At 54.7% G+C, this 24,971-nt stretch carries 17 protein-coding genes and 1 tRNA gene; 9 read left to right on the forward strand and 9 right to left on the reverse strand.

The features are described 5' to 3' along the window. Nucleotides 1-370: 370 nt before the first annotated feature. Nucleotides 371-1,819 (reverse strand): tetratricopeptide repeat protein, encoded by a 1,449-nt coding sequence (locus FUA23_RS20590; protein WP_147932667.1) that lies wholly within the window; start codon nt 1,817-1,819, stop codon nt 371-373. 187 nt (nt 1,820-2,006) lie between these two features. Here FUA23_RS20590 and serC point away from each other — a divergent pair, with 187 nt between their 5' ends. The 3 genes from serC to FUA23_RS20605 all read left to right on the forward strand — a co-directional run bounded on the left by serC (nt 2,007) and on the right by FUA23_RS20605 (nt 4,202). Next, a complete protein-coding gene (gene serC, locus FUA23_RS20595) occupies nt 2,007-3,065 on the forward strand; it encodes a 3-phosphoserine/phosphohydroxythreonine transaminase (protein WP_147932668.1) in 1,059 nt (352 codons plus the stop codon). Between the two features lie 140 nt (nt 3,066-3,205). Beyond that, nucleotides 3,206-3,424, forward strand: a complete 219-nt coding sequence (locus FUA23_RS20600; RefSeq protein ID WP_147932669.1) for a hypothetical protein — start codon at nt 3,206-3,208, stop codon at nt 3,422-3,424. A gap of 127 nt (nt 3,425-3,551) precedes the next feature. Beyond that, nucleotides 3,552-4,202, forward strand: coding sequence for an HAD family hydrolase (locus FUA23_RS20605; RefSeq protein ID WP_187271162.1), 651 nt, complete (start codon nt 3,552-3,554; stop codon nt 4,200-4,202). A 100-nt stretch (nt 4,203-4,302) separates the two neighbouring features. Here the strand turns inward: FUA23_RS20605 and FUA23_RS20610 are convergent, their stop codons facing one another. Next, nucleotides 4,303-5,688 carry a hypothetical protein gene (locus tag FUA23_RS20610; RefSeq protein ID WP_147932671.1) on the reverse strand — a complete coding sequence of 462 codons (1,386 nt, stop codon included), beginning with the start codon at nt 5,686-5,688 and terminating at the stop codon, nt 4,303-4,305. Between the two features lie 207 nt (nt 5,689-5,895). Between FUA23_RS20610 and FUA23_RS20615 the strand changes: the two genes are divergently transcribed. Next, nucleotides 5,896-9,510 (forward strand): DUF7619 domain-containing protein, encoded by a 3,615-nt coding sequence (locus FUA23_RS20615; RefSeq protein WP_187271163.1) that lies wholly within the window; start codon nt 5,896-5,898, stop codon nt 9,508-9,510. Between the two features lie 472 nt (nt 9,511-9,982). Beyond that, nucleotides 9,983-13,663 carry a DUF7619 domain-containing protein gene (locus FUA23_RS20620; RefSeq protein WP_147932673.1) on the forward strand — a complete coding sequence of 1,227 codons (3,681 nt, stop codon included), beginning with the start codon at nt 9,983-9,985 and terminating at the stop codon, nt 13,661-13,663. Between the two features lie 351 nt (nt 13,664-14,014). Here the strand turns inward: FUA23_RS20620 and FUA23_RS20625 are convergent, their stop codons facing one another. The 4 genes from FUA23_RS20625 to FUA23_RS20640 all read right to left on the reverse strand — a co-directional run bounded on the left by FUA23_RS20625 (nt 14,015) and on the right by FUA23_RS20640 (nt 17,549). After that, the gene (locus tag FUA23_RS20625; RefSeq protein WP_147932674.1) at nt 14,015-14,866 is read right to left on the reverse strand and encodes a 5-oxoprolinase subunit C family protein; all 852 of its coding nucleotides are present in this window, start codon (nt 14,864-14,866) and stop codon (nt 14,015-14,017) included. Beyond that, complete coding sequence (gene pxpB / locus FUA23_RS20630) at nt 14,851-15,534, reverse strand: 5-oxoprolinase subunit PxpB (RefSeq protein ID WP_187271164.1); 684 nt, start codon at nt 15,532-15,534, stop codon at nt 14,851-14,853. Before pxpB ends, FUA23_RS20625 begins: the two co-directional genes overlap by 16 nt. Before the next feature lie 27 nt (nt 15,535-15,561). Next, nucleotides 15,562-16,671, reverse strand: a complete 1,110-nt coding sequence (locus FUA23_RS20635) for a DUF2891 domain-containing protein (protein WP_147932676.1) — start codon at nt 16,669-16,671, stop codon at nt 15,562-15,564. Between the two features lie 110 nt (nt 16,672-16,781). Further along, nucleotides 16,782-17,549 carry a hypothetical protein gene (locus tag FUA23_RS20640; protein WP_147932677.1) on the reverse strand — a complete coding sequence of 256 codons (768 nt, stop codon included), beginning with the start codon at nt 17,547-17,549 and terminating at the stop codon, nt 16,782-16,784. A gap of 67 nt (nt 17,550-17,616) precedes the next feature. Between FUA23_RS20640 and FUA23_RS20645 the strand changes: the two genes are divergently transcribed. Next, a complete protein-coding gene (locus FUA23_RS20645; RefSeq protein ID WP_147932678.1) occupies nt 17,617-18,213 on the forward strand; it encodes a hypothetical protein in 597 nt (198 codons plus the stop codon). A 104-nt stretch (nt 18,214-18,317) separates the two neighbouring features. Here the strand turns inward: FUA23_RS20645 and FUA23_RS20650 are convergent, their stop codons facing one another. Continuing rightward, a complete protein-coding gene (locus tag FUA23_RS20650) occupies nt 18,318-18,731 on the reverse strand; it encodes a CBS domain-containing protein (RefSeq protein ID WP_147932679.1) in 414 nt (137 codons plus the stop codon). A gap of 232 nt (nt 18,732-18,963) precedes the next feature. Between FUA23_RS20650 and msrB the strand changes: the two genes are divergently transcribed. From msrB to FUA23_RS20665, 3 genes are all read left to right on the forward strand, one after another. After that, the gene (msrB, locus tag FUA23_RS20655) at nt 18,964-19,539 is read left to right on the forward strand and encodes a peptide-methionine (R)-S-oxide reductase MsrB (protein WP_147932680.1); all 576 of its coding nucleotides are present in this window, start codon (nt 18,964-18,966) and stop codon (nt 19,537-19,539) included. 224 nt (nt 19,540-19,763) lie between these two features. Further along, nucleotides 19,764-19,835: transfer RNA gene (locus tag FUA23_RS20660), tRNA-Arg, on the forward strand. A 464-nt stretch (nt 19,836-20,299) separates the two neighbouring features. Continuing rightward, nucleotides 20,300-20,671, forward strand: a complete 372-nt coding sequence (locus FUA23_RS20665; protein ID WP_147932681.1) for a hypothetical protein — start codon at nt 20,300-20,302, stop codon at nt 20,669-20,671. A 123-nt stretch (nt 20,672-20,794) separates the two neighbouring features. On the opposite strand, the gene FUA23_RS20670 is transcribed toward FUA23_RS20665, so the two are convergent. Together FUA23_RS20670 and FUA23_RS20675 are read right to left on the reverse strand one after the other, a co-directional pair. Continuing rightward, nucleotides 20,795-23,737, reverse strand: coding sequence for an FAD-binding and (Fe-S)-binding domain-containing protein (locus tag FUA23_RS20670; RefSeq protein WP_147932682.1), 2,943 nt, complete (start codon nt 23,735-23,737; stop codon nt 20,795-20,797). 210 nt (nt 23,738-23,947) lie between these two features. Then, nucleotides 23,948-24,805: a LysM peptidoglycan-binding domain-containing protein gene (locus FUA23_RS20675; protein WP_147932683.1), complete on the reverse strand. Its 858-nt coding sequence runs from the start codon at nt 24,803-24,805 to the stop codon at nt 23,948-23,950. Nucleotides 24,806-24,971 lie beyond the last annotated feature (166 nt).

Below are 24,971 nucleotides of genomic sequence, written 5' to 3' on the forward strand. Positions count from 1 at the left end.
ACAGGTACTAAATGCTATCCGGAACAAACTATGTAGAGCGATCTACGCTTGCCACGAAAACAAAGTTATGTATGAAAGAAAGTTGCAAGCTTCTTTGGTTATCTCATAGCAATCGCAGGTGCAAAGCAGGTTTCCGGAAAGGTCCTGTCTTCTATAATTGCTTTTCGATGGTTCTCATGCCTTGGTTTGCATAAAACTACATCTTCCCCGACGGATTGGGGAGTTGTGCGCTGAAGACGCTCGGGTGCGTTGAGTCACGCGACTTGAAGTTGCTTTTCCCTACTGTTCACCAGAGGAGAAGGCGACCGGGCGGCGGCCTTGCCTCTTCAACCATTTTTGCACCTGCGGCCCCGCCCGGAAAAATATGTCGTTACGGTGTTCTTACCCGGGTGGTCTCCTGAATCCAACAGCCGACGGTAAAGCTTTGTCCTTCCTTGATTCCCCGCTGGAAGATGTCGGATTTCGAAGGCATGTACTGGGTGTAGCGGTTGATGAGGTTGTTGGCTTTGCCGGCCAGGTCGGGCTGGATGCGTTTCGCCTGTTGCCATTTGTCGATAGCGGGCCAGGTAACGATCTGGGAGTCGAACCCGGTGCCCGGGCCGCAGAGGGGGCCGGAGCTGGCGTACAAGGTGCCGATCAGCATGTACGGCTCGCCGGAGGATGGATCGGCTTCGGCAGCTTTACGGGCAAAAGAGCGTGCCTGGCTGAAGCTGCGTTTGTGGCTGTAGTACACTTTGGCAACGTACATGTAGTAGCGTCCCTTTTTCTCGGCGTCATCGGTGCCTTCTGCGGCAGCGGTGAAGTTCTCGATGGCGCAGTCGTAATCTCCCGACTCAAGGCAATCAAAGGCTTTCTTCAGGTCTGACGGGCCGGAGGCAACGACGCGGCAGTTGGTTTCGTAGGCCTGCTTGAGTTCGTCGAACTCAGGAGTTCCCTCGGCGCATCCTCCGTAGCGGAGGCGGGAGTAGGCCGTGAGGATGGCGTCGCAGTTCGTTGGGTCTTCTTTGTAGTCGGCGTAATACTGATCGATGAAGTACTGGCAGTCGTAAAAACCCTGAACGGTTTCGAAATAACGGAGTGTTTCCGGAGCGTAGTTCTCGATGGCCTGCCACGGTTCGCAGCCGGCTCCGCTGCATTCTTCCATTCCTTTGGCAAGGCGGGTTTTCAGCGCAGTAGTGATCATTTTGGCTTCTTCGATCTCGATTTTACCCTCCCGGTGTTGTTCCACCACGAGTTTCGACATCGGGTTGATGACGAAGTAATTGAGTTTTTCAGCGCCATCGATTTCGATGCTTTCTTTGAACAGGGCGTAGATCTCGTCGTCTGTAGCCGAGCCAGGGTAGGTGTAGTAACTGTCGAAGCCCTGAATAGCCGCCATGTAACCGTCGCCGGGATAGCAGCGGCGGGCTTCCTGGTAAAGCATGAGGATGGTGTCTCCGTATGCTTCTTTATTGGCGGGCATTTCTTTGATGAGATCGTTGTAGAACGCGATTCCATCGGTGTAAACCGTGGCCCGTTTTCCGTCGGCAGCCGGGCTCGTGGCGTATACTTTACGCCAGGTTCTCATGGCCTCCTTCATCTCTTTGGCTTTGAGCATCTGCCGGTAGATCACGTAGTTGGTCTCTGCGTCGTCGGGGTTTCTTGCGTCGGAGAACTTGGCGCAGGGGCTCAGATTCTCATCCGTTGCGGGTTTGGGAGTTGTAGTTTGTGGGGTAGTGGTCGTAGTGGTATCTGGCCCGGCAACCTTTGGTGTACAGGCAAAGGCAGTAAGAGCAACAAGGGCACAGAGCAGGATTCTGGAGATCAAAAAGTGGTTCATAAGTAGCCGGTAGGTTGGTTGTATATAGTATAAAGATGCGAAAGCCTTGTGATGTTGGTGAACTTGGACGAGAAAAACGCATTATTTTTGCGGCCGGATCGCCAGAGTGATCAAGCCTGAGATTTTTCAGGAACCTTTCGCTCCGGCAAAATACGCCCTTCGTTTTTCAACAGTCCCCAAATCCAAAATGAAAAAACACAACTTCTTTGCCGGCCCGGCAATCCTCCCCGCTCCAGTTCTGAAACAGGCCGCAGAGGCTGTAACTGATTTCGAAGGCATGGGCCTGTCCATCCTCGAGATCAGCCACCGCTCCAAGCCTTTTGTCGCTGTTCTCGACGAAGCCGAATCTCTGGTTCGTGAGCTACTGGGCGTATCTGACGAGTTCGCTGTTCTCTTCCTCACCGGAGGAGCCAGCTCTGAGTTTTACCTCACGGCCATGAATCTGCTCAACGAAGATGAGACTGCCGGGTACATCGATACCGGTGCCTGGTCTGCCAAAGCCATCAAAGAAGCCAAATTGTTTGGTGGGGTAGAGGTAGTTGCCAGCAGCAAAGACCAGAACTACAACTACATCCCGGCAAATATCGAGGTTCCTTCCGGGCTTAAGTACCTCCACATCACGAGCAACAATACCATCTTCGGTACGCAGTTCAAAGAGTGGCCCGAAACCGATGCGCCGCTGGTTGCCGATATGTCATCTGACATCTTCAGCCGCCGCCTGCCGCTGGAGAAGTTCGGTGTCATCTACGCTGGAGCACAAAAAAACATGGGCCCGGCAGGTGTTACTCTCGTAATCGTCCGCAAAGACCTCCTCGGTAAGGTTAAGCGTGAGCTTCCTTCTATGCTGGACTACCGCACCCACATCGCCAAGAACTCCAGCTTCAATACCCCTCCCGTTTACCCGATCTACGTCTCTATGCTGACCCTCCGTTGGGTGAAAGAGCAGGGTGGCGTTGAAGCGATGGAGAAGAAGAACGAAGCCAAAGCGAAGTTGCTTTACGACGAAATCGACCGCAACCCTAAATTCAAAGCGTCCGTCGAGGCCGGTGCCGGCCGTAGTGTGATGAACGTATGTTTCCTGCCTACGAACCCCGATGACCTGGAGCCTTTCGTTGAGGCAGCTACTGCCGCAGGTTGCGTCGGCATCACCGGGCACCGTTCGGTCGGTGGCTTCCGTGCCAGCATTTACAATGCTATGCCGATCGAAAGCGTGCAGGTATTGGTTGATGTGATGAAGAACTTCTAGAGTTCCGAAGAACAGAAGCTTCGTTTTCGTCGAAGTTAACCGACCGTTCGTCGATAAACAGGCCTTTCGGGCGTTATGGCCTTGTTAAATAATGGAGTATTTGTTATCTTTCGTATCGAATCCAGTAAACCCTCTTCCACATGTCTTCCCGCAATAAAATTTGGTTTTCAGTTTCTCTTGTTGTGCTACTGACCCTAAGTGGTCTGAGCTTCGGTTTCCTCGTTGGCCAGAGTCAACAGGCCCAGGCAAAAAAAGCCCAGGAGAAAATCCAGATTATGACGGAGCAGGTGAAGGCGCAGGCCAGCGGAGCCCTGGTAAACAAGGGCGCTGACGCCATCCGCCGGATACTGATCAAGTAAAAGATTAATAGACCTTTTAATGACGGTCCACTTCGCTCCTGCGTTGTGGGCCGTTTTCGTTTTTTTACATAAGAGCTTTTCTCATTGCCTTCGTTCCAAAGGGTGGTTTTACCTTAGCAAAAAAAAGATGACTACTTACCTGGCCCTCCTTTGCGACCTCGACGGAACCCTCGCCAATTCCGAGCCCCAACATTGCTCCGCCTGGCTCGAAATGCTTCACGAAGACTACCAACTGGATTACGATGAGCACTGGTTCGAGCAATGGATCGGGACCAGTGACAGGGTAGTAGCCGACTGGGTGATCAAGGAACACCAACTCGCGGTAACCCAGCAAGGCCTGATTGACGGGAAGCAAAAACGCTTTCACCACCTGGTGAAAACCGCAGGGGAGGGATTTCCCGGAGTCGCGGAAGAGCTTGGTAAAATTGCAGAACATTTTCCTATCGCCATCGCGACCAACAGTGGCCGGGCAGACACCGACGTCGTCATTCCCGCCCTGAGCCTCGATCGGTTCACCAATGTCGTCGTGACGGCTACCGATGTGAAGAACATGAAGCCGGCTCCGGATATTTATTTGCTGGCTGCCGAACGCCTTGGGGTCCATGCCGGTGCCTGCATCGCCATCGAAGACAGTAAACCCGGAGGAGAGGCGGCCAAAGCCGCAGGCTGCTACCTGATCGGCCTGAACGACGGGGTAGATATGGCCGACGAAATTGTACACGACAATGCCGGGGCCCTGGCCCGTGCACGTGAAATATTGAGCACGGTGTATGTTTGATTGAAAGCGAGCTGCCGCCACGCAGTGAGTGTTTGCACCGGATTGTTTTCAGGGCGCGGCCGCAGGTGCCGGCAACGTTATGAGGCACGGTTGCCCGGCACTATTCCAGTACACTGAGCAGCCACGGGCGCTCGGTGCAGGGATCGGTGGTAAGTATTTTTTGCCTTAGCTGCTCTTTGCCCTTCTTGTCTCCCGGGGCGAGCCTGATGACGGCGTTTGCCAACTGGAAAATGTTACGGTAATTCTGCAGGTGATAGCCAACGCGTTTTCGCCGGGTAAGGAGCTTTCTCGTGCTGCCGATGTGCGAATGCAAGAGCGTGTAACTGTCTTGCCGGAAGTAAATCTTGAGTTGCATCACCCTTGCTGTGAGGTGGTGGATGAAATCTTTGAAGTCGGCCTGCTGGAGGTGGTAAAGTGCCTCGCCATCCTGGCCGGTGGCCAGGGCAAGCCGGGCTCGGCCCAGAGCGAGTACTTCGCTGCCTCCCTTTTCTGGTAGCTGACTTTGGTGAGTGTCCAGAAATCCGGCAGCCCAGTCTATTTCTTTGAGCCGAATGGCCAGCCCCAGAATATTGTTGAAGGCGAAAACGCTGAGTCGCCCCCGGTCGTGCAGAAGGCCCAGCTGCAGCCCGAGTTTATAGAGCACGAAGGTTGCTTCGATGGCGGGTTCTGAACCGGTGTTTGCGCGGCGGAGACCGTAATTGATCGCCATGAGCATCAGGTTCCTGCGGTCATCGGTGGGGAGCTGATGATGGAACTCAACCAGTTGATCGGTGACCTGGGTGAAGGCGGTTTCTGCCTCAGTCGGTTCGTCGAGCTGGAGCCTGGCTACCAGGTAGAACAGCCGGATGAACGGATCGTCGCGGTAAGGTTTTTGGTTGGCGGCTTCCAGGATATGGTCAAAGCGTGGTATCTCGTAGTTGTCGGTCGTTTTATGGAGGCGTTGATGCGCAATGGTCATGCATGCCTGCCGGAGACGAAGCGCGATGATGTACTTCTCGAGCTTGTGCTCGGGAGAGAGGTAGTCTACTTTACCGCCGCGGGAGGCGGCGAGGTCGAGATCATACTGATCTACGGCCAACTGGTATTCGAGGTGGAGGCGATCTGTGCCGCCGATGGGGCTGGGGCGGTAGCGTTTCAGGCGGGTGCGGCGGTGGTTGTCGAGGTCGCGTTCCCGGTAAGCTTTCATCAGGAAAGCATCGGGCGCGTTGTCGTCGCGGTGAAAAGTATCCCAGGCCAGGAAGGCTTCCAGCCGTTTCAGCAGTTGGTGCTCCAACTGACGATGCCTCGCAGCATCGAACACCGGAGCCTCCGGGTAGACAGCGGCAAACTCGGTTTCAGGAGGTGGCAATTCCTCACTTTTCCGGCGCAGGCGGAAGAGTACCCGGCAGTCCTCTCTGCGGTTGTGGAGGTCTGCCGACAGCCATAATGTGACCCGGTTTGCTTCCGTAGGACTTAAATTGTGGATGATCTGTTGGAGGAGGGACAATCAGGAATGATTTTAGATTCAACAATATTAGCTAATATTCTACAACTATTCTATTTAAAACGTGCCTTGCATCCTGCGGCCGCGCAAAATTGATTCAACAATGGAGGTAAAATGTACTTGGTTCAGGCCCGAAAGACCCTGATCATTGTAGGGTCAAAAGGTTCTTCTGCGGAACAACCTCGCTTTAAACAATCGAAATCTTATCCCATGCGTATTCTACTAGCTTTATTTGTTTGCTTCTTTGCCTCCTGGCTGCCCGGGCAGTGCATCGATGTTCGGGTCGATTCCGTCTTTTGCCTCGGCAACGGCGAATACGGTATTCTCTTCGACGTGGAGGGAACCGGCAACGAAGGATGGGTAATTGACAGTGCCTTCATCAGTGGCAGTTATTTTACCGACGAAATCTTTCAGCTTGATGGATTAGAAGGCCACGAAACCTCTCTCGTGTTTCGTGACGCTGTCGATGCCAACTGTACTTTTGAAGTTTTGGTGCAACGCCCGGATGGGTGCAATACGACCGATCCTTGTTTCGGATTCGAGATGACACTGGAGTCTACTCCCGGTAGCTGCGGATCGGGCATTCGTGTAGGAGTTTCTCCCTCCGACATCGGAATCGTGGATTCTCTCGTGGTTCTGGGATGGACCGGTGTGGTAGTATGGGAGGGTGTCATTCCCATTTCTCCTGGTTATGTTGAATTTGATAATCTCCCTCCCGGCGACTATATCGCTTCGATAACGATCAACGGGTCTTGCTCGTTAGCGGAAGAGTTTACCATCGTGCAATCTGCTGACTGCGGTTCGATCTCCGGCTTTACCTGGCTCGATGAAATCGAAAACGGCCTGCGGGATCCCGACGAAATTGCGCTGGAAGGCGTAGAAGTGAACCTGGTGAGTGCCTCCGATTTTAATGAAGTAATCGCCACCCAGGTAACTACCGCTAACGGCTATTTTTTCACTAATGTAGTACCGGGGGATTACGTGCTCCTTTTTGACCCTCAAGCAGGAAATACGCCTACTACCTACCAGGTTGGTAGCGATCCTGCAGTGGATAATGATGTAAGCCCGGACTATGCTACGGAAACGATCACCGTAGGGGCGGATGACGCCGTGGTGAACATAGACGGAGGTTTTCTCCCTGCTCCCTGTTCGGTGGTTGTGAACACGATTGATGTAATATGTAGCGGTGGTTTTGATGGCTTCATTTCAGCGGATCCGACCGGAACGGCTCCTTTTACCTTTCTTTGGAGCACCGGGAGTACTACGGCTACGCTGCAAGGAGTTCCTGCCGGTACCTATTTCGTAACGGTTGTTGATGCAACCGGTTGTGAGAGTGTAGGTACTGCAGTAATTGAAGAGGCATCTGACCTGACGGTAGCCGTCAGTGAAGTAGGCAGCAGTTGTGATGATTCGAACGACCACTTTCTTACGGCATCCGTTCAGGGAGGTGTCGCTCCGTACACCTACGAATGGACAGTGGAAGGAGATTTCTTTCCGGTTTGTACTTCAGTAAACTGTGATGATCCCAGCCCCGGCGAGGATTACGTCCTTACGGTGACCGATGCGAATGGTTGCACGGTCAATGTCTGGTGGAGGGTGAGCGGAGTCCGTACAACCATCGACTTCTTTTCCCCCTTCTACCTCGGGTGCGACGGGAACGCGGTAACCATCTCAGTTGGTGATTCCACAGATTACGAATACACCTGGGTTTCCCCTTCGGGCATTTCCCTGACGGGGTACACCATTGAAGCCACCGAGACCGGAACGTATACTGTGACGGGGACTTCACCGGACCATGACTGTGCACTGTCTGGCGAAGCGATTGTGCTTCCTGCGCCAAGTCTGCCTCAAATCACGTTGCAAAGAATAGATTCAACTGAATGTGGATTCGGTCAGTGTGTCTATCCTTTGGTTTCCGGCTCTCCAAACCAGAATATTTCCGCCAGTTTCACCTGGTACGGGCCCGATGGGAACGTTTACCAGACCGACGGAGGCTGGCTCTGTACCGAAGAAACCGGACTTTTTATCCTTGTAGTAGAAGGACTTTGTGATACCGCTACACTTTCCATCGATCTCAATACCAGCATGGAATGTGCCGACCTTAACGGTACCGTTTATATCGATGACGCGGGCAACTGTAGCTTCGACGCCGGAGACCTCCCCGCCGCAGGTATTCTGGTCCACATCGCCAGTACCGACGGCACCCGTAATTACTACGCAATATCCGATGCAAACGGACAGTACGGTCAGGAAGTAGAAACGGGAGAGTACACCGTAACACCCGTGGTCGATCCCACCCGTCCTTTCGGGCAGTGTGATCCTGCCGCTACAGTAACCGTAGTTGCCGGGCAACCCAATCAGGCTGACGTATTCCTGCCGGTCCTGATTAGCTGCCCCTTGCTGACGGTGGATGTATCCATGCCTTTCCTCCGCCGCTGTTTCCTGAGCTGCGCCTACATCGAGTACGAAAACGAAGGCTCTGCGATAGCGGAGGATGCGCAGTTGGTGGTGACGCTGGATCCGATGTTCGTTGGTGTGGATCCGAGCATTGTACCCTCCATGGTCAACGGCAACACCTACACCTTCGACCTTGGTGACCTGCCGCCCTTCGCCAGCGGCCGTATCTACTTCAATTTCACGGTGAGCTGTGACGCTGAACTCGGTCAGGCCCACTGCCTCGAGGCAGAAATTACGCCCAACGACATCTGTACGCCACCGGAAGACTGGAACGGTGCCCTGGTGAGTGTCGACCCCGGCAGTTGTGATGGAGACGAAGTAACGTTCCGGATTGCAAACATCGGAGACAACCCTATGTCGGTTCCCCTGAGCTACGTAGTGGTGGAAGACGGAATCATGATGACGCCTCAGCCCCAGATTGAAGAGGAACTCGGCCCCGATGAAGTATTTACCATCTCTTTGCCAGCTAACGGACAAACCTACCAGGTGATCACCAATCAGGAGCCCAACGCTCCCGCTTCGGTTACGCCTACGGCTATGATCGAAGGCTGTTCGACCAGCCCGGTAAACGGAGGTACAACCGGTTTTGCCAACATCCTCTCTCTGGGCAATGGCTTCCCGTCGGAAGCCGTCGTTTGCCTCGAGAACGTAGGCGCGTACGATCCCAACGATAAGAATGGTTACCCTCTCGGGTTCGGAGCAGAAAACAACATCGCCGAAGGAACCGAACTGCGGTACGCTATCCGTTTCCAGAACACAGGAACAGATACAGCTTTCAACGTAGTTATTCGGGATACGATCAGCCATGCGCTTGATCTGAGCACTTTCAAGGCCGGGGCCTCCAGCCACGATTACACCGTCAGCATCGATAGTCAGCGGGTGGTAACCTTTACCTTTGCCAACATCATGCTTCCCGACAGCAACGTAAACCTGCTCGCCAGTCAAGGAGTAGTGAACTTCACCATCGACCACAGCCCCGAGCTGGAACCCGGAGATTACATCTTCAACAATGCCGCGATTTACTTCGACTTCAACGAGCCGGTGATCACTAATACGAGCAGCCATCGCATCGACATCGAAGGCCTGCCCGTTGGTGTCCGCGCGCTGCGCGCGCAGGAGGTCAGTCTGCGGGTGTACCCGAACCCCTCCAACGGAGTGCTGCAGCTGGAGATACCCAATAACGACGTTCAGTTCAGCGATGTACTGTCTGTGACCGATCTCTACGGCAGCCAGTTGGCGCAGACCACCTACGGCCAGATCGGTTCAGGATGGGATGTCCGGTCGTTGCCTGCAGGTTACTACCTCGTTGTTGTGCACGACGAAGCGGGCCGCCCTAAGGGCCGCGCAGGATTCGTAATCGCTCAGTAAGCGTTCGTGTTATTTGTCTGGCAAGAGCTGCGGAAGAAAAGTCTTTCGCAGCTCTTGCTGTTTTTAGTTGACGGCTAAAGACGGGGCTGCCGGAACGATGAATAAAAGCGAATTATACCTTATCTTACGATAGCAACGATTACGGGGCGCGAACGCAGGTGCTATACGGGTTTTTGGGGAATTCCCCGCCTTCCGGGCCGCAACCCTCCGGCTAAATCAGCCCGGTACGCACTTTCCGAACGAGGAAAGGCAATTATTTTCTTCCCATTTGCAGGGGTGAAAATAAATAGATTAAACAATCAATTCATTTTAAAGGTGTTTGGTGACGTTTTTAGGTAGTATGATGAACAGTTTAATTTATTTTAGTTTCAACAAAATTAAAAAAGTGTCCTTGGCTACTTGTGGTTGAATCCTGATTATTGTAACGTGGGAGAGACTGTCTTCCACTAAACGTTGCCAATAATCATATCCCATGCGTTACATAACCCTGCTTTTCTTATCCTTTCTCTGCACCTGCGGCCTCGCCTCTAACCTATCCGCTCAGTGTACCATCGACGTCAACATCATCGAAACGATATGTTCCGATGCCGGTGGCCCGAGCTTTTACGTTCGGTTTACCGTGGAGGGGAACGGTGACTCTCTTTGGACTTCACCGACTTTCAACGTCAGCGGGCAGTACAACACGGGGTTTATCTACACCGTTGGCCCATTACCCGGTACTACAGCGGAAAACGTTCTCTTTCAGGATGATACGGATGGCGCTTGCTTTACCGTAATTGACCGGATTGAAGCAGATTGTGTGGTTAACGACTGTGATGATTTCAGTATTCAGGTTTTTCAGGAGGAGATTTTCTTCTGCGAGACCGGCGAAATATGGAACCTGATGCCACTTAACCCCAACTGGCCCGTAGAGGTAGTCGTGACTTCCAGTTTCGGTACTGTTTATTCTCGTACTCTTACGCCTTTGAGCCCAGCCCTGAGCGAATTCTTTGATATAGGATTTTACGAGGTAATCATGACTGATGCAAACGGATGTACTGCGGAGACGGAGTTCTTTGCCGAACCGCATTTCTGCTCAAGTATTGTGGGGCGCAGTTGGCGGGACGACAACAATAACGGTTTGCAAGACCCGGGCGAAGACGTTCCCGTCGATGCTGTTGTGACCCTCATCGGAACAACGGGGCAACCCAACCAGTTCGCACAGGTAGATGTCGCTAACGGTGGCATATTCCGGTTTGACAACCTGCAGGAAGGGGAATACCGGATGGTGATTGAAGGAGGAGAGGGGCTTCCCCTGACTTTCTTTCAGGAGGGAGATGACCGGGGAGCGGATAGCGACTTCCGGCTTAACAACAACTCTACCGATTGGTTTTTTCTGCAGGGTGGAACTACGGAAACCAACTACGACGCAGGGTGGGCTGTGCCGCAGTGCGACAGCCTGGTCGCAAGTATCTATGGTGAACGCCTGGTCTGCGGAGATGCCGAAGTACTTGTGGTAGACGTCCTTGGCCCCACTTTTCCCATTACGGTCGAATTGTTCAACGCGACCACCAACGAGGTGGATAGTAGCCTCGTCGTTGATGCGCCTGAGATGCTTCGCTTTGAAGACCTCACGCCTGGCCCTTACCGGGTGTCTCTCAGCGATTCAGACGGCTGTAACAACAGTAGTTTGTTTTTCGTCACCGAGTTTAACGGTTTAGACGTAACCATCTTTCAGGAGGGTACTTCATGTTTCGGAGAAGATGGAATTACCCTGACGGCCGAAGCATTCGGTAGCGATGGGGTGGCATATAGCTACCTGTGGTCTAACGGAGCCACAACCCAGTCGATCTCGAACGTAGTGGGAGGAGAATTTTACTGGGTTCTGGTCACGGATCCGATCAACGGCTGCGAAGGAGAAGCCGGGCTGGATGTATTCAACGATAATAACGACAGCCTTTCCTTTTTCGGGGGCGAATTCATTTTGCCATGTGATTCAGATTCTGTGTTGGTGGAACCGGATACGATCATCGCAGGATTTACTTATCAGTGGTTCGGGCAGCAAAACGAGATTATTGACAGCCCCTCGTTTTATGCAAGTCGAACCGGATTTTATCAGCTCCGGGCTACCAACGATGCTGGTTGTGCCATCACTGGTTGGGCGTCCGTTATCAGTAATGATCTCGACGATCATTTCATTGAGGTTTATGAGTATGTTCAGGACTCTGCCTGCACAGAGCAAACGTGTTTTGGCCTGGAAACAACCCTGAGCCCGAACTCTGACTTAGATTTCACCATTCTGTGGGAAGGGCCCAGCGATGAGTTCAACCAAATCGCTAATCAAAACCCTTTTCAGTTCATCTGTACGCCCGAACCCGGTCTGTATCAGCTAACAGTGACAACGGAATGTGACACCGTGGTACGGAGTTTCTTCGTTGAGGATTTTCCGGGATGTAGCAGCATATCGGGTAGTCTGTGGATCGACCAGGCGGCAGATTGCGACCTGGACGCGGAGGATACCGCCGTGCCGAGTTACGTCATTATGCTGACGGACCTTACGGGTGATGTGTACTATACCATCTCCGATGCGCAGGGCAATTGGTCGGCCGATCTGCCGCTTGGTACCTATGTGATTGAGCCTACCCTCAATGTGGGCGCGCCGTTCGGTACCTGCTCTCCGCCCGTATCCGTAACGCTGGGCAACAGCCCGGTTACCGGCATCAACATATTCTTGCCCGTTACGGACGACTGCCCGCAACTCACCACCGACGTTTCCATGCCGTTTTTGCGCCGTTGTTTCAGCTCCAACGCCTGGGTGGAATACGAGAACGTTGGTGCCGTCACCGCCGAAGACGCCGAACTCGTTGTAACGCTCGATGATTTCTTCGTCAACGTTACGGCCAACGAAGATTTTACCCGCGATGGCAACACGCTCATTTTTCAACTGGGCGATCTGCCACCCTTCAGTTCCGGCAGGATTCTGTTGTTCTTTGTGGTGAGTTGCGACGCAGTACTCGGCCAGGCACACTGTGTGGAGGCAAACATCAAGCCGGATGCACCCTGCGGCGAAGTTGAAAACTGGAACGGAGCCCTCGTCACCGTCGATGCCCTCGGTTGCGACGGAGACAGCGTAACCTTCCTGGTGACTAACATTGGCGACGAGCAAATGAGCGTCCCCCTGAGTTACATCATCGTTGAGGACGGCATTATGCTGTCGCCAACACCGTTTACCAACGGTCTGCTGGCGCCCAACGAAGCGATGCCAATCACCGTTCCGGCTACGGGCGGCACCTACCACGTGATCACCAATCAGGAGCCCAACGCTCCGGCAGACTCCATGCCGACGGCCGTGATTGAGGGCTGTGAAATCATTGGCGGCAACACCTTCACTACCGGCTTTACCAACATCCTTCCGCTTCAGAATGGTCAACGGACAACCACGGTGGTCTGCCGCGAAAATGTAGGTAGCTATGACCCTAACGACAAGAATGGTTACCCGCTCGGCTTTAATGGCAACAACATCCATGAGGGTACGCGGCTCGATTACGCCATTCGTTTCCAGAACACCGGAACGGATACTGCCTTTACCGTTGTCATCCGGGATACGATCGCTGAATCACTAGACCTGGCGACGCTGAAATTAGGCGCCTCCAGCCACGATTACACCGCTACCCTGGATACCCACCGGGTACTGACCTTCGTGTTTGAGAACATCTTGCTGCCAGACAGCTCGCGCAATCTGGCCGGTAGCCAGGGCGTCGTTAACTTCAGCATCGACCACGATCCGTCGCTGGTGAGCGGAGATGTGATCCTCAACGACGCGGCTATTTACTTCGACTTCAACGAGCCGATCCTGACCAACGTGAGCCGCCATGTAATCGCTAAAGACGGGTTGCCGGTAAGTACCCGCGCTGCGTTTGCGCAGCAGGTTGCGCTGTCGGTATTCCCCAGCCCAACGGATGGCCTCCTGAACGTGCGGATGCCCGCAGCGGAAGCATCGGCTGATGATATCCTGACGGTAACCGATCTCTACGGTCGTGAATTATCGCGAACCAATTACGCCAGCGCCGCCAACGGCTGGAACCTTAAGCATTTGCCAGCAGGCTACTACTTATTGCTGCTGCTCGACGATGCCGGTCGGGCGCGCGGCCGGGCCGGGTTCGTTAAGCAGTAGGCCGCGGGTGAAAAGTAGTGGATAGTGCTGCATGACCGGCACTATCCATTACTTCCCCGGGCGCGGCCGCAGGTACAAAAAAAGCTTGAGGTGAAGGGTAGCCGCATTGATTGCTCTTAAACTCTAACGCTTGTTTTGGGCCAGGACGATGTTTAAAAATGCGGTCATTGCACCTGCGTAAGCGCCAGGTTGTTTCAACAATACGACGAATGTGTATTTGTGCTGCCCCTGGGCAAGCCCGAAATTGGGCGAAACGTTCAGTCCAGATTCTTTTATACCCTGAGTTAATTTCCCACGCCCGATCGCCCTTTGTGGGTGGTACGGGCGTTTTTAGTGGGCAGGGCCCCGGGTTTACTTCAGCCTGATGTGCTGAGCAATGCCTACCTGAAAAGCAACCGCCAGTTCTTTCGGGTTTTCCACCAGTAACACCCGTGGGTAACCGCCCACCGTCTGCGCGTCGGGGCCCAGCAGGATCGGCCCTTCCGGCGTTAGCTGAACGGTGCCCGGCATAACCGGAGAGCTGATCATGGACGGCAAGCCCATCGCTTTGAAGTCCGGGTGTTCCAGCCGGATGCCCTGGCGGTTGCTCCTGTTCCCGACCCTGAAGTCGTAGGAGAGGAGTTTTGCCTGTTGTTGTTTGTTCAGCCAGTTCCATTCCGGGCCGGGAATTACCGGGAGAACGAAAGCTTCGTCGGGGAGGTGCTGGTAAACATCGAGGTCCGTTTGGTAGCCCGCCGCTACGTCCCACCGGATATCGACCGACCAGCCGGCCGCGACGCGGGGAATTCCGGGCAGACCCGTTTCTGCACTTCCGAGGGCGTGGGGCAATTGCCAGTGGCCGTTGATGGCCAGGTAACTCCTCAGCCCCTTGCGAGCGGGCAGGCTGGTCAGTAAGCCGTCGCCTTCGTGGTAAAGTACCGAGTAGGTCTCCAGCACTCTGCCGTTGAGCCGCCAGGTCATGTCCGATCCGGTGATGGCCAGCTGGCCGCTGCCGCTGAGCAACCACCGACCTCCGGTGATGGTGGTTTCCAGACAGGTTGCGTTGGGGTTGCGGCCCAGGAGGCGGTTGGCTTCGGCCATTGCCCGGCCATCGGCCGGGCCGCCGGTTGGTACTCCGATGGCCCGGTGACCGGGCCGGCCGCCGTCGACTACGTAGGCGCCACCGCCCGGTTTGAGGCAAGTAAGGGTCAGCGTTTCGGCCATGGAGCAGGAGAGTTGAGCAGGTCGTTGAATTCGGGAAGGGAAACCGGGCGAAACTGTACCGTATCTCCGGCCCGGAGAAGCGCGGGTTGATCTCCCGCCCGTAAGAGGGGGACAGGGCACCGGCCGATGAGTTGCCAGCCCCCCGGGCTTTCGCTGGGGTAGATTCCGGTTTGCCGGCCGGCAATGCCGACCGATCCGGCAGGAACCCGGGCACGCGGCGCTGAGCGCCGCGCAACCTCAAGTTCCGTTAGCGTCTGGCCCAGAAAGCCGAAGCCCGGCCGGAAACCTATTTGATAAACGAGGTATTTCTGGCTGGTGTGCAGCTGGATGACCCGTTCGGGAGATAAGCCGAGAAGGCTGGCTACTTCCTGCAGGTCAGGCCCGTCGTAACAAACCGGAAGTTGGTGGTGCAGGTGCTGATCGTTTTTTTTGCTTTCCGGTTTCAGGGCAAGGATGAATTCCTGTAAGTCATAGGCAGAGATCAGCCGAGGGGCAAACCGGACGAGCAAAGACGCATAAGCCGGTACGCATTCCCGTACCGCTACGTTCCCGCTGATGGCCGCTGCCCAGGCGTGAACGCCGGCACTGATGTCCGGGGCGATCCGTTGCTCCCACTGCAGGAGCAGGGCATCGGGGCCGTAGGTGAGTATGGTTCGTGGAGATCTCAAAGCGGGTGAATTTTGCTGTATTCCTACTTATTGGCGCATGGCGTAAATCGCGAAAGACCCGAGCCAGTGTCCGCCTTCGTAGCTGTCGCCAACCAGATTGGGCAGGGAGTAACTGGCGTGAGCGTTGGCCAGGTTTTCGAGATGACCGTACTGATCGGGGTACTGGCGGGCAAGGCCGTAGAGAACCCACGCCCGGCTGAAGTTGAGCCCGTCGAGGTGAACGAGTTTGCCGTCGGTTCGGTCGGAGACTTCGCCTACGGCGAGTTGGTAGCCGGGCTTGGTCAGGGGCGGCAGGAAATCAGCCAGCCAGGGGTGGAACTCGTCTGCGGGGAGCACCCGGCGCATAATGTCGATCTCTTCGAGGCAGGGGCTGAGGAAATCGTAGCCTCCGGGTTCCCAGCTGATGGGGCAGTCGGTATCGTCGAGGTAAAAGCGACGGGCGGTGGTGTTGATTTCCTGAAGGAGGGCGGCCTTGTCGGCCGCCAGCGCGTAGTCGTAGGCGAAGGCAAGGCCGAAGGCCGTGTTGGGGTGCTCGCCGGTGCGGATGGCGTAGTTCAGTTTGGGCAGAAAGTCGAGGTAGCGCGCGGCGATGAGGTCCGTCAGGGGTTGGAGGTTGGTGTGGAGTTCGCGTGCGAGGGGATCATCCCAGGTGAGCAGTTCTTCGTCGAGTTTGAGGAGCCAGGCCCAGCCGTAGGTGCGTTCGTAGCTTTTTTCGGTAGCGCGTTCGAAGTAAGCTACTTCGGCGGCGATGTTGGCGGGGGAGAGGTTTTGGGCGAGCATCTTACGGGCTTCGCCGGCGCGTTCCAGCGCGGGGAAATCCTTCAGCAGGGCGATGAGCGACCAGTGACCGTGAACGGCGCTGTGCCAGTCGAAACAACCATAAAATGCGGGGTGGAGTGCGCTTGGTTCCCCGAGGTCGTCTTTGCTGCCAACGGTCTGCCCCAGTTTGTTGGGGTATTCGTGCTGGATGCAGGAGAGCGGAAGATCAGCCAGGTTGTTGGCGGCCTTCAGGTCAAGCACGGGTTTGGGGGTTGGGGGCGTGGCTGTAACAGGCATGGCATCGTTTTCGGGCGCAGACGCAGGTTCAGAGCAGGTTGAAAGGAGCAGGGCAAGCAGGATGAACTGGAGGTACTTCATTGGGGAAAGATACGGCGTTCAGCAGTGCGGACGAAGGTTAAATGGGGGGGGCGTAACCAGTTAAACCGACTTTGCACCTGCGGCCGCGCCTGCACCTGCTTGCGCAGCCTCTAGATGACAGCAAAAACACCCACATAAATTATGAACGCAATTCCGGCGCCCACGGCTAGCGCAACGGTGAGGCCCTGTTGCGAAACGCCGAATTTGCTGCGCAGTTCGTTGCGCTGCAACAGCCATATGGAAGCTATAGCGAGGCAGAGCAGAAGAAATGATTCTACTTGCAGCGAACCGACAACGATGTCTCTCAGCGAGAAACCCTGCTCGCTGAGCATGCGGAAGGAATATATTGTAGCACCAATGAAACTGGCGATCGTATAGGCCGCAATCCCTGCGGTAAACTGGTACCCGATTCGCTTACCCAGCCAGAGGGCTGCCAAAACTGCAAGCTGTAAAACAGTGCTAAGAAGAGAAACAATAAGGGTGGCATCGACTCCGCGGGATTGACCGCTGAAATGAAACTTTATGTAATCGTACTGGCTGTAAATCGCGATAAGGACCATCGCTGCAGAAACAAGCAGCAGCCATTGGAAATAAGGCCGGCCGGTTTCGGTTTCCTGAACCGGATTGTCCGCCCAGTCAATTACATCGTCGGGCTTTTTCGTGGTTGCGGGGCGCGCGAGACCCGTTACCATTTTCCCAACCTTACTAAATGGCCTGGAGACCTTTTGGGGGGCGAAATCATCGTCGTTCAGCCCCCGCCGTTCAATTTCTGCGGTTGCGGCGACAACCGCTTCGGGGGCGTATTTTTCTGCTTCCCTGACGATCTCAAATAAGCGTGCATCAGGATAAGCCTTAGTGCGTTGGGCAAAATTGGCCATGTCAGGGTGGATAGGTGAGAAGACCAAGATATGACTATCTTCGCTTATAATCCAATCCTTTGTACCCTTGAAGAACCTAAATTACCCACTTACCCTCAAGTTTAAAGTCGCGGTCATCAACCCGCAGTTTTCTGTAGCTGATGAAATGGAACGCCCCGTCGCATTCGTGAAGCAAAAAGCGTTTAAGCTCAAAGAAGACATCTCGGTTTATAAATCTGCCGAGCAAAGTAACCTGCTTTACAAGATAAAAGCCGACCGCTGGCTCGATTACAACGCCAGCTACAGTTTTTTGGACAGCAGCGGTAAAGAATCCGGCCGACTGGTGCGCAAAGGCGCCCGCTCGCTGTGGAAGGCAGAATATGAACTGTACGACGAAAACGGTAAGCAGGACCTCCTGATTCAGGAAGACAACCCGTGGGTGAGGGTCGCCGATAATTTTCTGGGGGAAATTCCCTTTTTGGGCTTGCTGACGGGCTACCTCTTTAACCCCACCTACAATATCACCCGCCCCGACGGAACCCAGGTTGCTACGTTCAGAAAGAAGCCGGACCTGGTGAGCCGCGCGTTCACCCTCGAGAAAAATGCCGCCTTCGAAGAAGGGGAGGAGACCCGTTTGGTGCTCGGCGTAATGATGATGGTCTTTTTGGAACGCGCCCGCGGGTAAGACCAGCAAGCAACAGAAAACGCCGAAGTGCTATACTCCCCCCCGTGTGACCGAGGGGAGTATACGTGCACTCCGGCGTTACGAAATTGATGATCGACGTTTTTTTAGTACTGATCAATCAGGTACTTCACCAGGTCCGTAGTTGTCACGATGCCCACCAGTTTGCCAGCGTCGGTGACCGGAAGGGCGTGAAACTCATTGCTAGAGAGAATAGTGGCTACGTCGAGAATAGTATCGTCTTTTTTAACCGTAACGAGGTCTTTGGTCATTACCTGCTCGATGGACAGCGAGTCGTACATCGCTGAAGTGAGGTTGTCTCCCTCTACGGTATTGATGAAGCTGATTTTCTGGAGATCAGTCTTGCTCAGCATCCCGATGACCTTGTCGCCGGAAACCACGGGTACGTGCCGGATGTGCTGGTCTTTGATGGCGGTGTCCACCTCGCGGAGGCTTTGGGTAAGGTTGACGGAAATGACGTCGGAGGACATGATCTGAGATACAGGAGCGCGCTTTTTCACAATAGTATGTTTAGTGGTTAATGATGTTGAAGGCTATGTGTTTTAACCCTCTTGCACCAGCAAAATTAGGCGGCAGGGCGCCCGGCGAAGGTGACGTAAATCATGTTGGCCGTTGCGTAATATCAGCGTCTGCATCGGTTCAACTGCCCGTAAAGGTGATGTCATCCGACATTTTGCCTTGCGCTGCCCAACCTGCAGCGCTACAGCGCTGTTTTGTGATAAAACCGAAGTTATGCGTCTCTTGTCCTTATTCCTTATCTGCTTTTTAATAGGTGCCTCTGCCTGCAACTCGCAGTCTAAAATTCAAACATCCACTTCTGAGGTAAAGGCCACCGTCAACGACGCCACGCCCGACTATAAATACAATCCGCCCGCCGAAGAGGGGGTGATCGAAAAAATTGAACAACCAGAAAGCTACTGGAAGGAAGTACTAAGCCCGCAGGCTTACAATGTTTTGCGCGAAGACGGTACCGAGCGCTCTTTCACCAGCCCGCTGAACGACGAAAAACGAGCCGGTATCTTCACCTGTGCGGCTTGTGGTCTCCCGCTTTTCGCTTCAGGGACTAAATTCAAATCCGGTACCGGATGGCCTAGTTTTTACGAACCGATCAATAATGCTTACGTCCAGCAGGATGTAGATAACCGCTACGGGATGCGCCGCGTCGAGGTGTCGTGCGCCCGTTGTGGCGGCCACCAGGGGCATGTTTTCCCCGACGGACCCAAGCCAACCGGTTTGCGGTACTGCATCAACGGCGTAGCCCTGAATTTTGTCCCGATGGAAGATTTTCCGCAGGCCGGCAAGCAGTAAGGTCGTCCACTCTTTCAGGCAAATCCGGGCGGCAAAGTCCGGCCTAAGTGCCGTGATAATCATTCATAAGGCTGTAGAAGTTTGCCCCTCCGGGAAAGCAACTTATATTTGCGCTCGCTGGTTAGCGAAGTGACCTGTTTGTTGGTACCCAAACGCCAACATCCGGGCCGCGTCGTGAAGCTTTGTCTGGTCAACTGCGGTGACCGGGTCAGCTGTAATCATCGGCCCCCATAGTTAAAGGGATATAACGTTGGTTTCCTAAACCGAAAGTCCAAGTTCGAGTCTTGGTGGGGGCACACTTAAAGAACACAACTAAAATCATAGGGTAAGGATATTTGTTCCTGCTTTATGATGGATCTTACGTTTGAGCCTATTACCCCATGAAGAACAAAAACATCATTCACCGGATAATTGATGATTGTCCGGTTGATCATCTTTCTTTGGCTGTCAACTCAGAGTATCGCATAATTGCGGCTATCAGGACTCCCTGAAAAAGACTCTCAACATTGAACATTGTTAGTGACCTCATTACGTGTTCATAGCGGTTTCGGCTATAAATACTCGAGTACCTTATGCACTTGCTCAATCAACACAGTTGTAGTGCTCTCCGTCATCTTTTTTACCAGGCCAAATACCAGTTCATAACAGTACCGTGGCGTATCGAATGATGTGATGAGACAGAAAAGTATTGAATGGCTCCCCTATTTTAATTTTTAGTTGTGCGATCTAGCGCGGCTGTTTCACTAAATCCATATGTCTTATGCATTTTAATTCCTTATTACCCATTTTGCGCCGCAGCGGTGCTTTAGTGCTGGCGCTGTCCATCACGATCAGTAGTTTCACGTCCTGCATGACTACTAAAACTCCTGTTGGTGAGTTCCAGCAACAACGAGGAGAGGTTTACAAATACGGCAAAGGCAAACAACTATGGTTGTTTGGAGGCTTGTTGCCTATTGGGCGGACGAATGTCAATACACCTGATCACGGGAACTGCGAGGTGGTAACACGCTACACTTTTGGCGATGTACTCATCAACGTTGCTACACTCGGCATTCTACACACCTATACTATAAAGGTGAACGCTAAAAGAACCCCACGGACTTCTACTAATCCTACTACAAGCGGTAACTAGATAAACGAAGCCGGGCAATGACAAAGTCTCTTTGCCCGGCTTTCCCCTAAACCATCGCCACACCTGCGCTGCGCGCCCAAAACGCCCATCCATCCGCAGTGTTGTGGTTCCCGGAAACCAAAATCACTCATAAGAATCACCCTCACCCCAACTCCTAAGCAGTGCCTCAGCCGTACTGATTGCCTGGCGGTTGCCAAGGTCCTTTAGTTGGTGGCGGCAACTCGTGCCGGAGGCGACGACGCAGGTGGTTGGGGGTACGTCCTTCAGGTCGTTGAGGAGCGATTGCTCCGCGATGGTTTTGCTCAATTCAAAATGCTCGGCTTCGTAGCCGAAGGAGCCGGCCATGCCGCAGCAGCCGCTGTCGAGGAGTCTGACGTTGAAGTTGGGCGGTAAAGAGAGCGCGGCGGCGCATTTGCCTTTGTCGCCGAGCGCTTTTTCGTGGCAGTGTACGTGGAGCACCAGGTCAAGGGGGAGATCTCCGAAATTGTCCGGGCCAATCCGCCCGGCGGTGAATTCCCGGAACAGGAATTCATCGAGGGTATACACGTGGGCGGCCAGGGCTTCGGCTTTCCTGGCGTCCTGCTGCCGCAATAATTTTGGGTATTCGTCCCGGAAACCGAGCACTGCGGAAGGCTCGATCCCAACCAGCGGGTGTTCGTCGGTAACCAGCGGTGCGAAGGTATTTACGTTGCTCAGCGCCCGTTTTTGGGCGCCGCGCAGCAGGCCTTTGCTCAGTTGAGCCCTGCCGCTGGTTGCGTGATCAGGCCAAACGACCGAGTAGCCCAACCGTTGCAGTAGCAAAATGGTGGCCCGCCCAACCTGCGGGTCCTGAAGGTTCACAAATTCATCGCCGAAGAGGTAGATCGTCCGGGCGTTATCTGCGGCCGGGGGGGAGGCTTGTTGCTTGTACCAACTCCGCAAACTTTGCTGCGGGAAGGCGGGCAGTGAGCGCCCGGGAGCAACTCCCATCACTTTTTTAACCACCGGCCCCAGCGCCTCCAGCAGCCAGTTGCTCAGCCGGGGAATCTTACCACCGAGAGCATACAGGTGTTCGTTGGCGCCGATCATCCGGGAGCGCAGGCTGAAACTTCCGCGTTGGTGGAGGTATTCGGCCTTCAGGTTCGTCATGTCCACCGAGCTGGGGCATTCGCTCGTGCACGCTTTGCAGGACAAACAGAGGTCGATCGCTTCGGCCAGGGCGGGGTGGGCGAAGGGATCGTTGTGCTGGTTTTGGGTCAGCACTTCCCGCATCGTGTTGGCGCGGCCGCGGGTGCAATGTTGTTCTGATCGCAAGGCCCGGTAACTGGGGCACATGGCTCCTCCGGACATCTTACGGCAGTCTCCTGAGCCGTTACACTTCTCGGCAGCTCTCAGCAGGCCTCCGTCCTGATCGAAATTCAGGATGGTCTGGTATTCGGGCGTGGGAGCGTCGGCAACGTAGCGCAGGTCGTTGAGCATGGGCGGAGCCTCCACAATTTTACCGGGGTTGAAGATGCCCTGAGGGTCAAAAGCCTGTTTCAGTTCTACCAGCAGCGCATAGACTTCATCGCCGAGTAGTTCCGGCAGGAAGGGCGCGCGTACCCGGCCGTCTCCGTGTTCGCCGCTCAGGCTGCCACCGTACTGCTTTACGAGCCTGGCTACGTCCCTGGTGATCTTATAAAAATCCTGCTGTCCCGCTGTTGTCTTGAGGTTGAGCACCGGGCGGAGGTGGAGTTCGCCTGCTCCGGCGTGGGCGTAGTAAACGACGTTCTGGCTGTAGAAGTCCATCAGTTCACCGACGTCGTGGATGTAATCGGCCAGGTCTGGCAGGGCAACGGCGGTATCCTCGATGCAGGCGACGGCCTTTGCGTCGCCGACCATGTTGCCGAGGATGCCGAGGCCGGCGGCGCGGAGGTTCCATACTACGGCCGCCTGCTGTGCTCCGGTCATCACCGGAGCGGCGTAGGCCGCGAGGTCGTTGGTCATAACCGGGCTTTCGGCTACCGACCGGGCTTTTTCGGTAGCGAGGTCGTTGGTCTCCGCCCGAAACTCTACGAGGAGGAGGGCCCGCGGGTTTCCGACCACGAAGGCGGCATTACGTCGTTGCTGCGGGTTTTCGCGGGCGAGGTTCAGGATGGTATCATCCATCAGCTCACACATAAAAGGTTGGTGGCGCATCACTTCCTGGGTGGCGCGCATCGCGGCACGGACGGTATTGAAGTGCAGGGCAAGAATGGCCGTTCCCGCAGGAGGGAGGGGGAGAATGCGCACTTTCATCTGCGTGGTGAAGCCGAGGGTCCCCTCGGAGCCTGCCAGGAGGGCGCACAGGTTGTACGCTGGTCCTCCCTTAGTAAACGGAGCCTGACTGAGGAGAATATCGAGGGCGTAGCCCGTATTGCGCCGGCTAACGCCGGCTTTAGGGAAAGCGGCCCTGACCTTGTTGCGGGTAGGGGCCTCGTGGAGGGTTTGGGCCAGGAATTGATTCGCCCGGCGCAGACACGGGCTGTTCGGGCCCTGCTCTTTTGAAACCTCGCCCGGCACCTGCGTTCCCGCCCCGAAACTGTGGACCGTTGCGTCAGACAAAACCACCCTGGCCGCAAGGACGTGCTCGCGCGTACTGCCCACCGTAATGCTCGTACTGCCACAACTGTTGTTGCCGAACATGCCCGCCATCGTGCAGCGGTTGGCGGTGCTTGTGTTGGGCCCGAACCAATAACCGAGAGGACGAAGGGCATCGTTGAGTTGGTCGCGTATGACCCCCGGCTCGACGATCGCGTAGCCTTCGGTAGTATTGATTTCGACAATCTTGGTCAGATAGCGGCTTACATCCACCACCAGACCTCCGCCGGTAGCCTGCCCGGCCAAACTGGTGCCACCCGCCCTGGGGGTGAGCGCAATCCCCTTTTCGGCGGCGAAGGCGACGCAGGCCACAATATCTTCTTCGGAGCGGGGGAATGCCACCGCCTGGGGCAGTTCACGGTAAACGCTGGCGTCGGTGGCGTAAAGGATGCGGTGGGCTTCGTCGCAGTGCAGGTCTCCGGTTAGCTTCTCGGATAGGTCGTTCCAGTCAGTGGTGGTTGCAGGCATCGGGCAAGATAGTGTTTGCTGGTTCGCTTTTGATTGGGTTGGCCGGTTTACTGAAAAAGTGCCTCGTTATAAGGCGTCCTTTTTGATGGATTGGCGGTATTAAAACCCCCGTTCTCCATATTGGTTAAGCCCAATTGCTGCGTACTATACCGGAAACCACTTTGGTTCCGGTATATACCACCTCTGGCTCAAACACACCAAATCCTGCGCCTAGAAATGCCGCGTCCGCACATAAAAGTGGCGATCCCGAACGCCGAAGGCTTTCACCAGCAACGGGCTGACAACCACGATGACGTTGGGGTCCGTTACCTGATCGGGAATACGGGCCATCACCCGGGCGTAGATCGTTTTCCGGCTGCGGGGGTCCTCGATTTCGATGAGACTATTAATGGGAGCCGTACGGTGTAAAACCATCCATTTGTTGGGGTCTCCTTTTTTGGTCCAGGCGGCTTTGCCGTTCTGACTGATCATTTTTTTGCCTTCGGTCCGTACCCGCCACAGTTCCCGAAGACCACGGTTTCTGCGTACGTAAGGGTCTTCAATTTCGCCCTGTAGTTCTTTCGGGATTCCGTCGAGTTTCATGTACCCGATGGCGAGTACCTGATTGGCGCTCATGCGCTCAGGGTTGAGTTCGGGATTGAGAGCACGGAGTTGCTCGTCGTTGGGTAGTTGGAGTGTTCTTTTGTACAGGCCGAAGAGTGTTTCGCCTTTACCCATGCGGTAGTAAACGGGCACAAACCAGGCCAGACTGTCGGGCGCAGGAACCGCCCGGATGGCTTGACGGGGAATCGCAATTCGTGCTTTGTCTCCGGGTTCATATTTGGCCCGCAACTTAGGGTTGAGGTGGTAAATATCGTCGAGGCTGAGGCCGTAGAACTTGGTTACGCCGTAAAGGGTTTGTCCGGGAGCAATGTAATGGTCAAACAGAATCTGCCCCGAAGCGACGTCATTGTACACCTCCATGGTGTCTATGGGGCGCAGGTAATAGAGGCTGTCTCCCGTGAAGGGTTGGGCCTGAAGGCCAACGCACAGAAATACGAAGAACAGGAGGGTAATAAAACGTTTCAAGGGGATGTGTTTGGATCAGTAAAACAGAAGCTTGCTGCGCGTAAAAGGCAGTCTTTGTACCGTTAGACGTACCACACGCTCTTTAGTTACCTTTCAAGCGTTCGGGTGGGGGTATCCACCACGACAAGCGTTGGCAAGATAGCATATATTACGGGTTTACCGTATT

It is taken from the genome of Neolewinella aurantiaca (assembly GCF_008014675.1).
Lineage (GTDB): Bacteria > Bacteroidota > Bacteroidia > Chitinophagales > Saprospiraceae > Neolewinella > Neolewinella aurantiaca.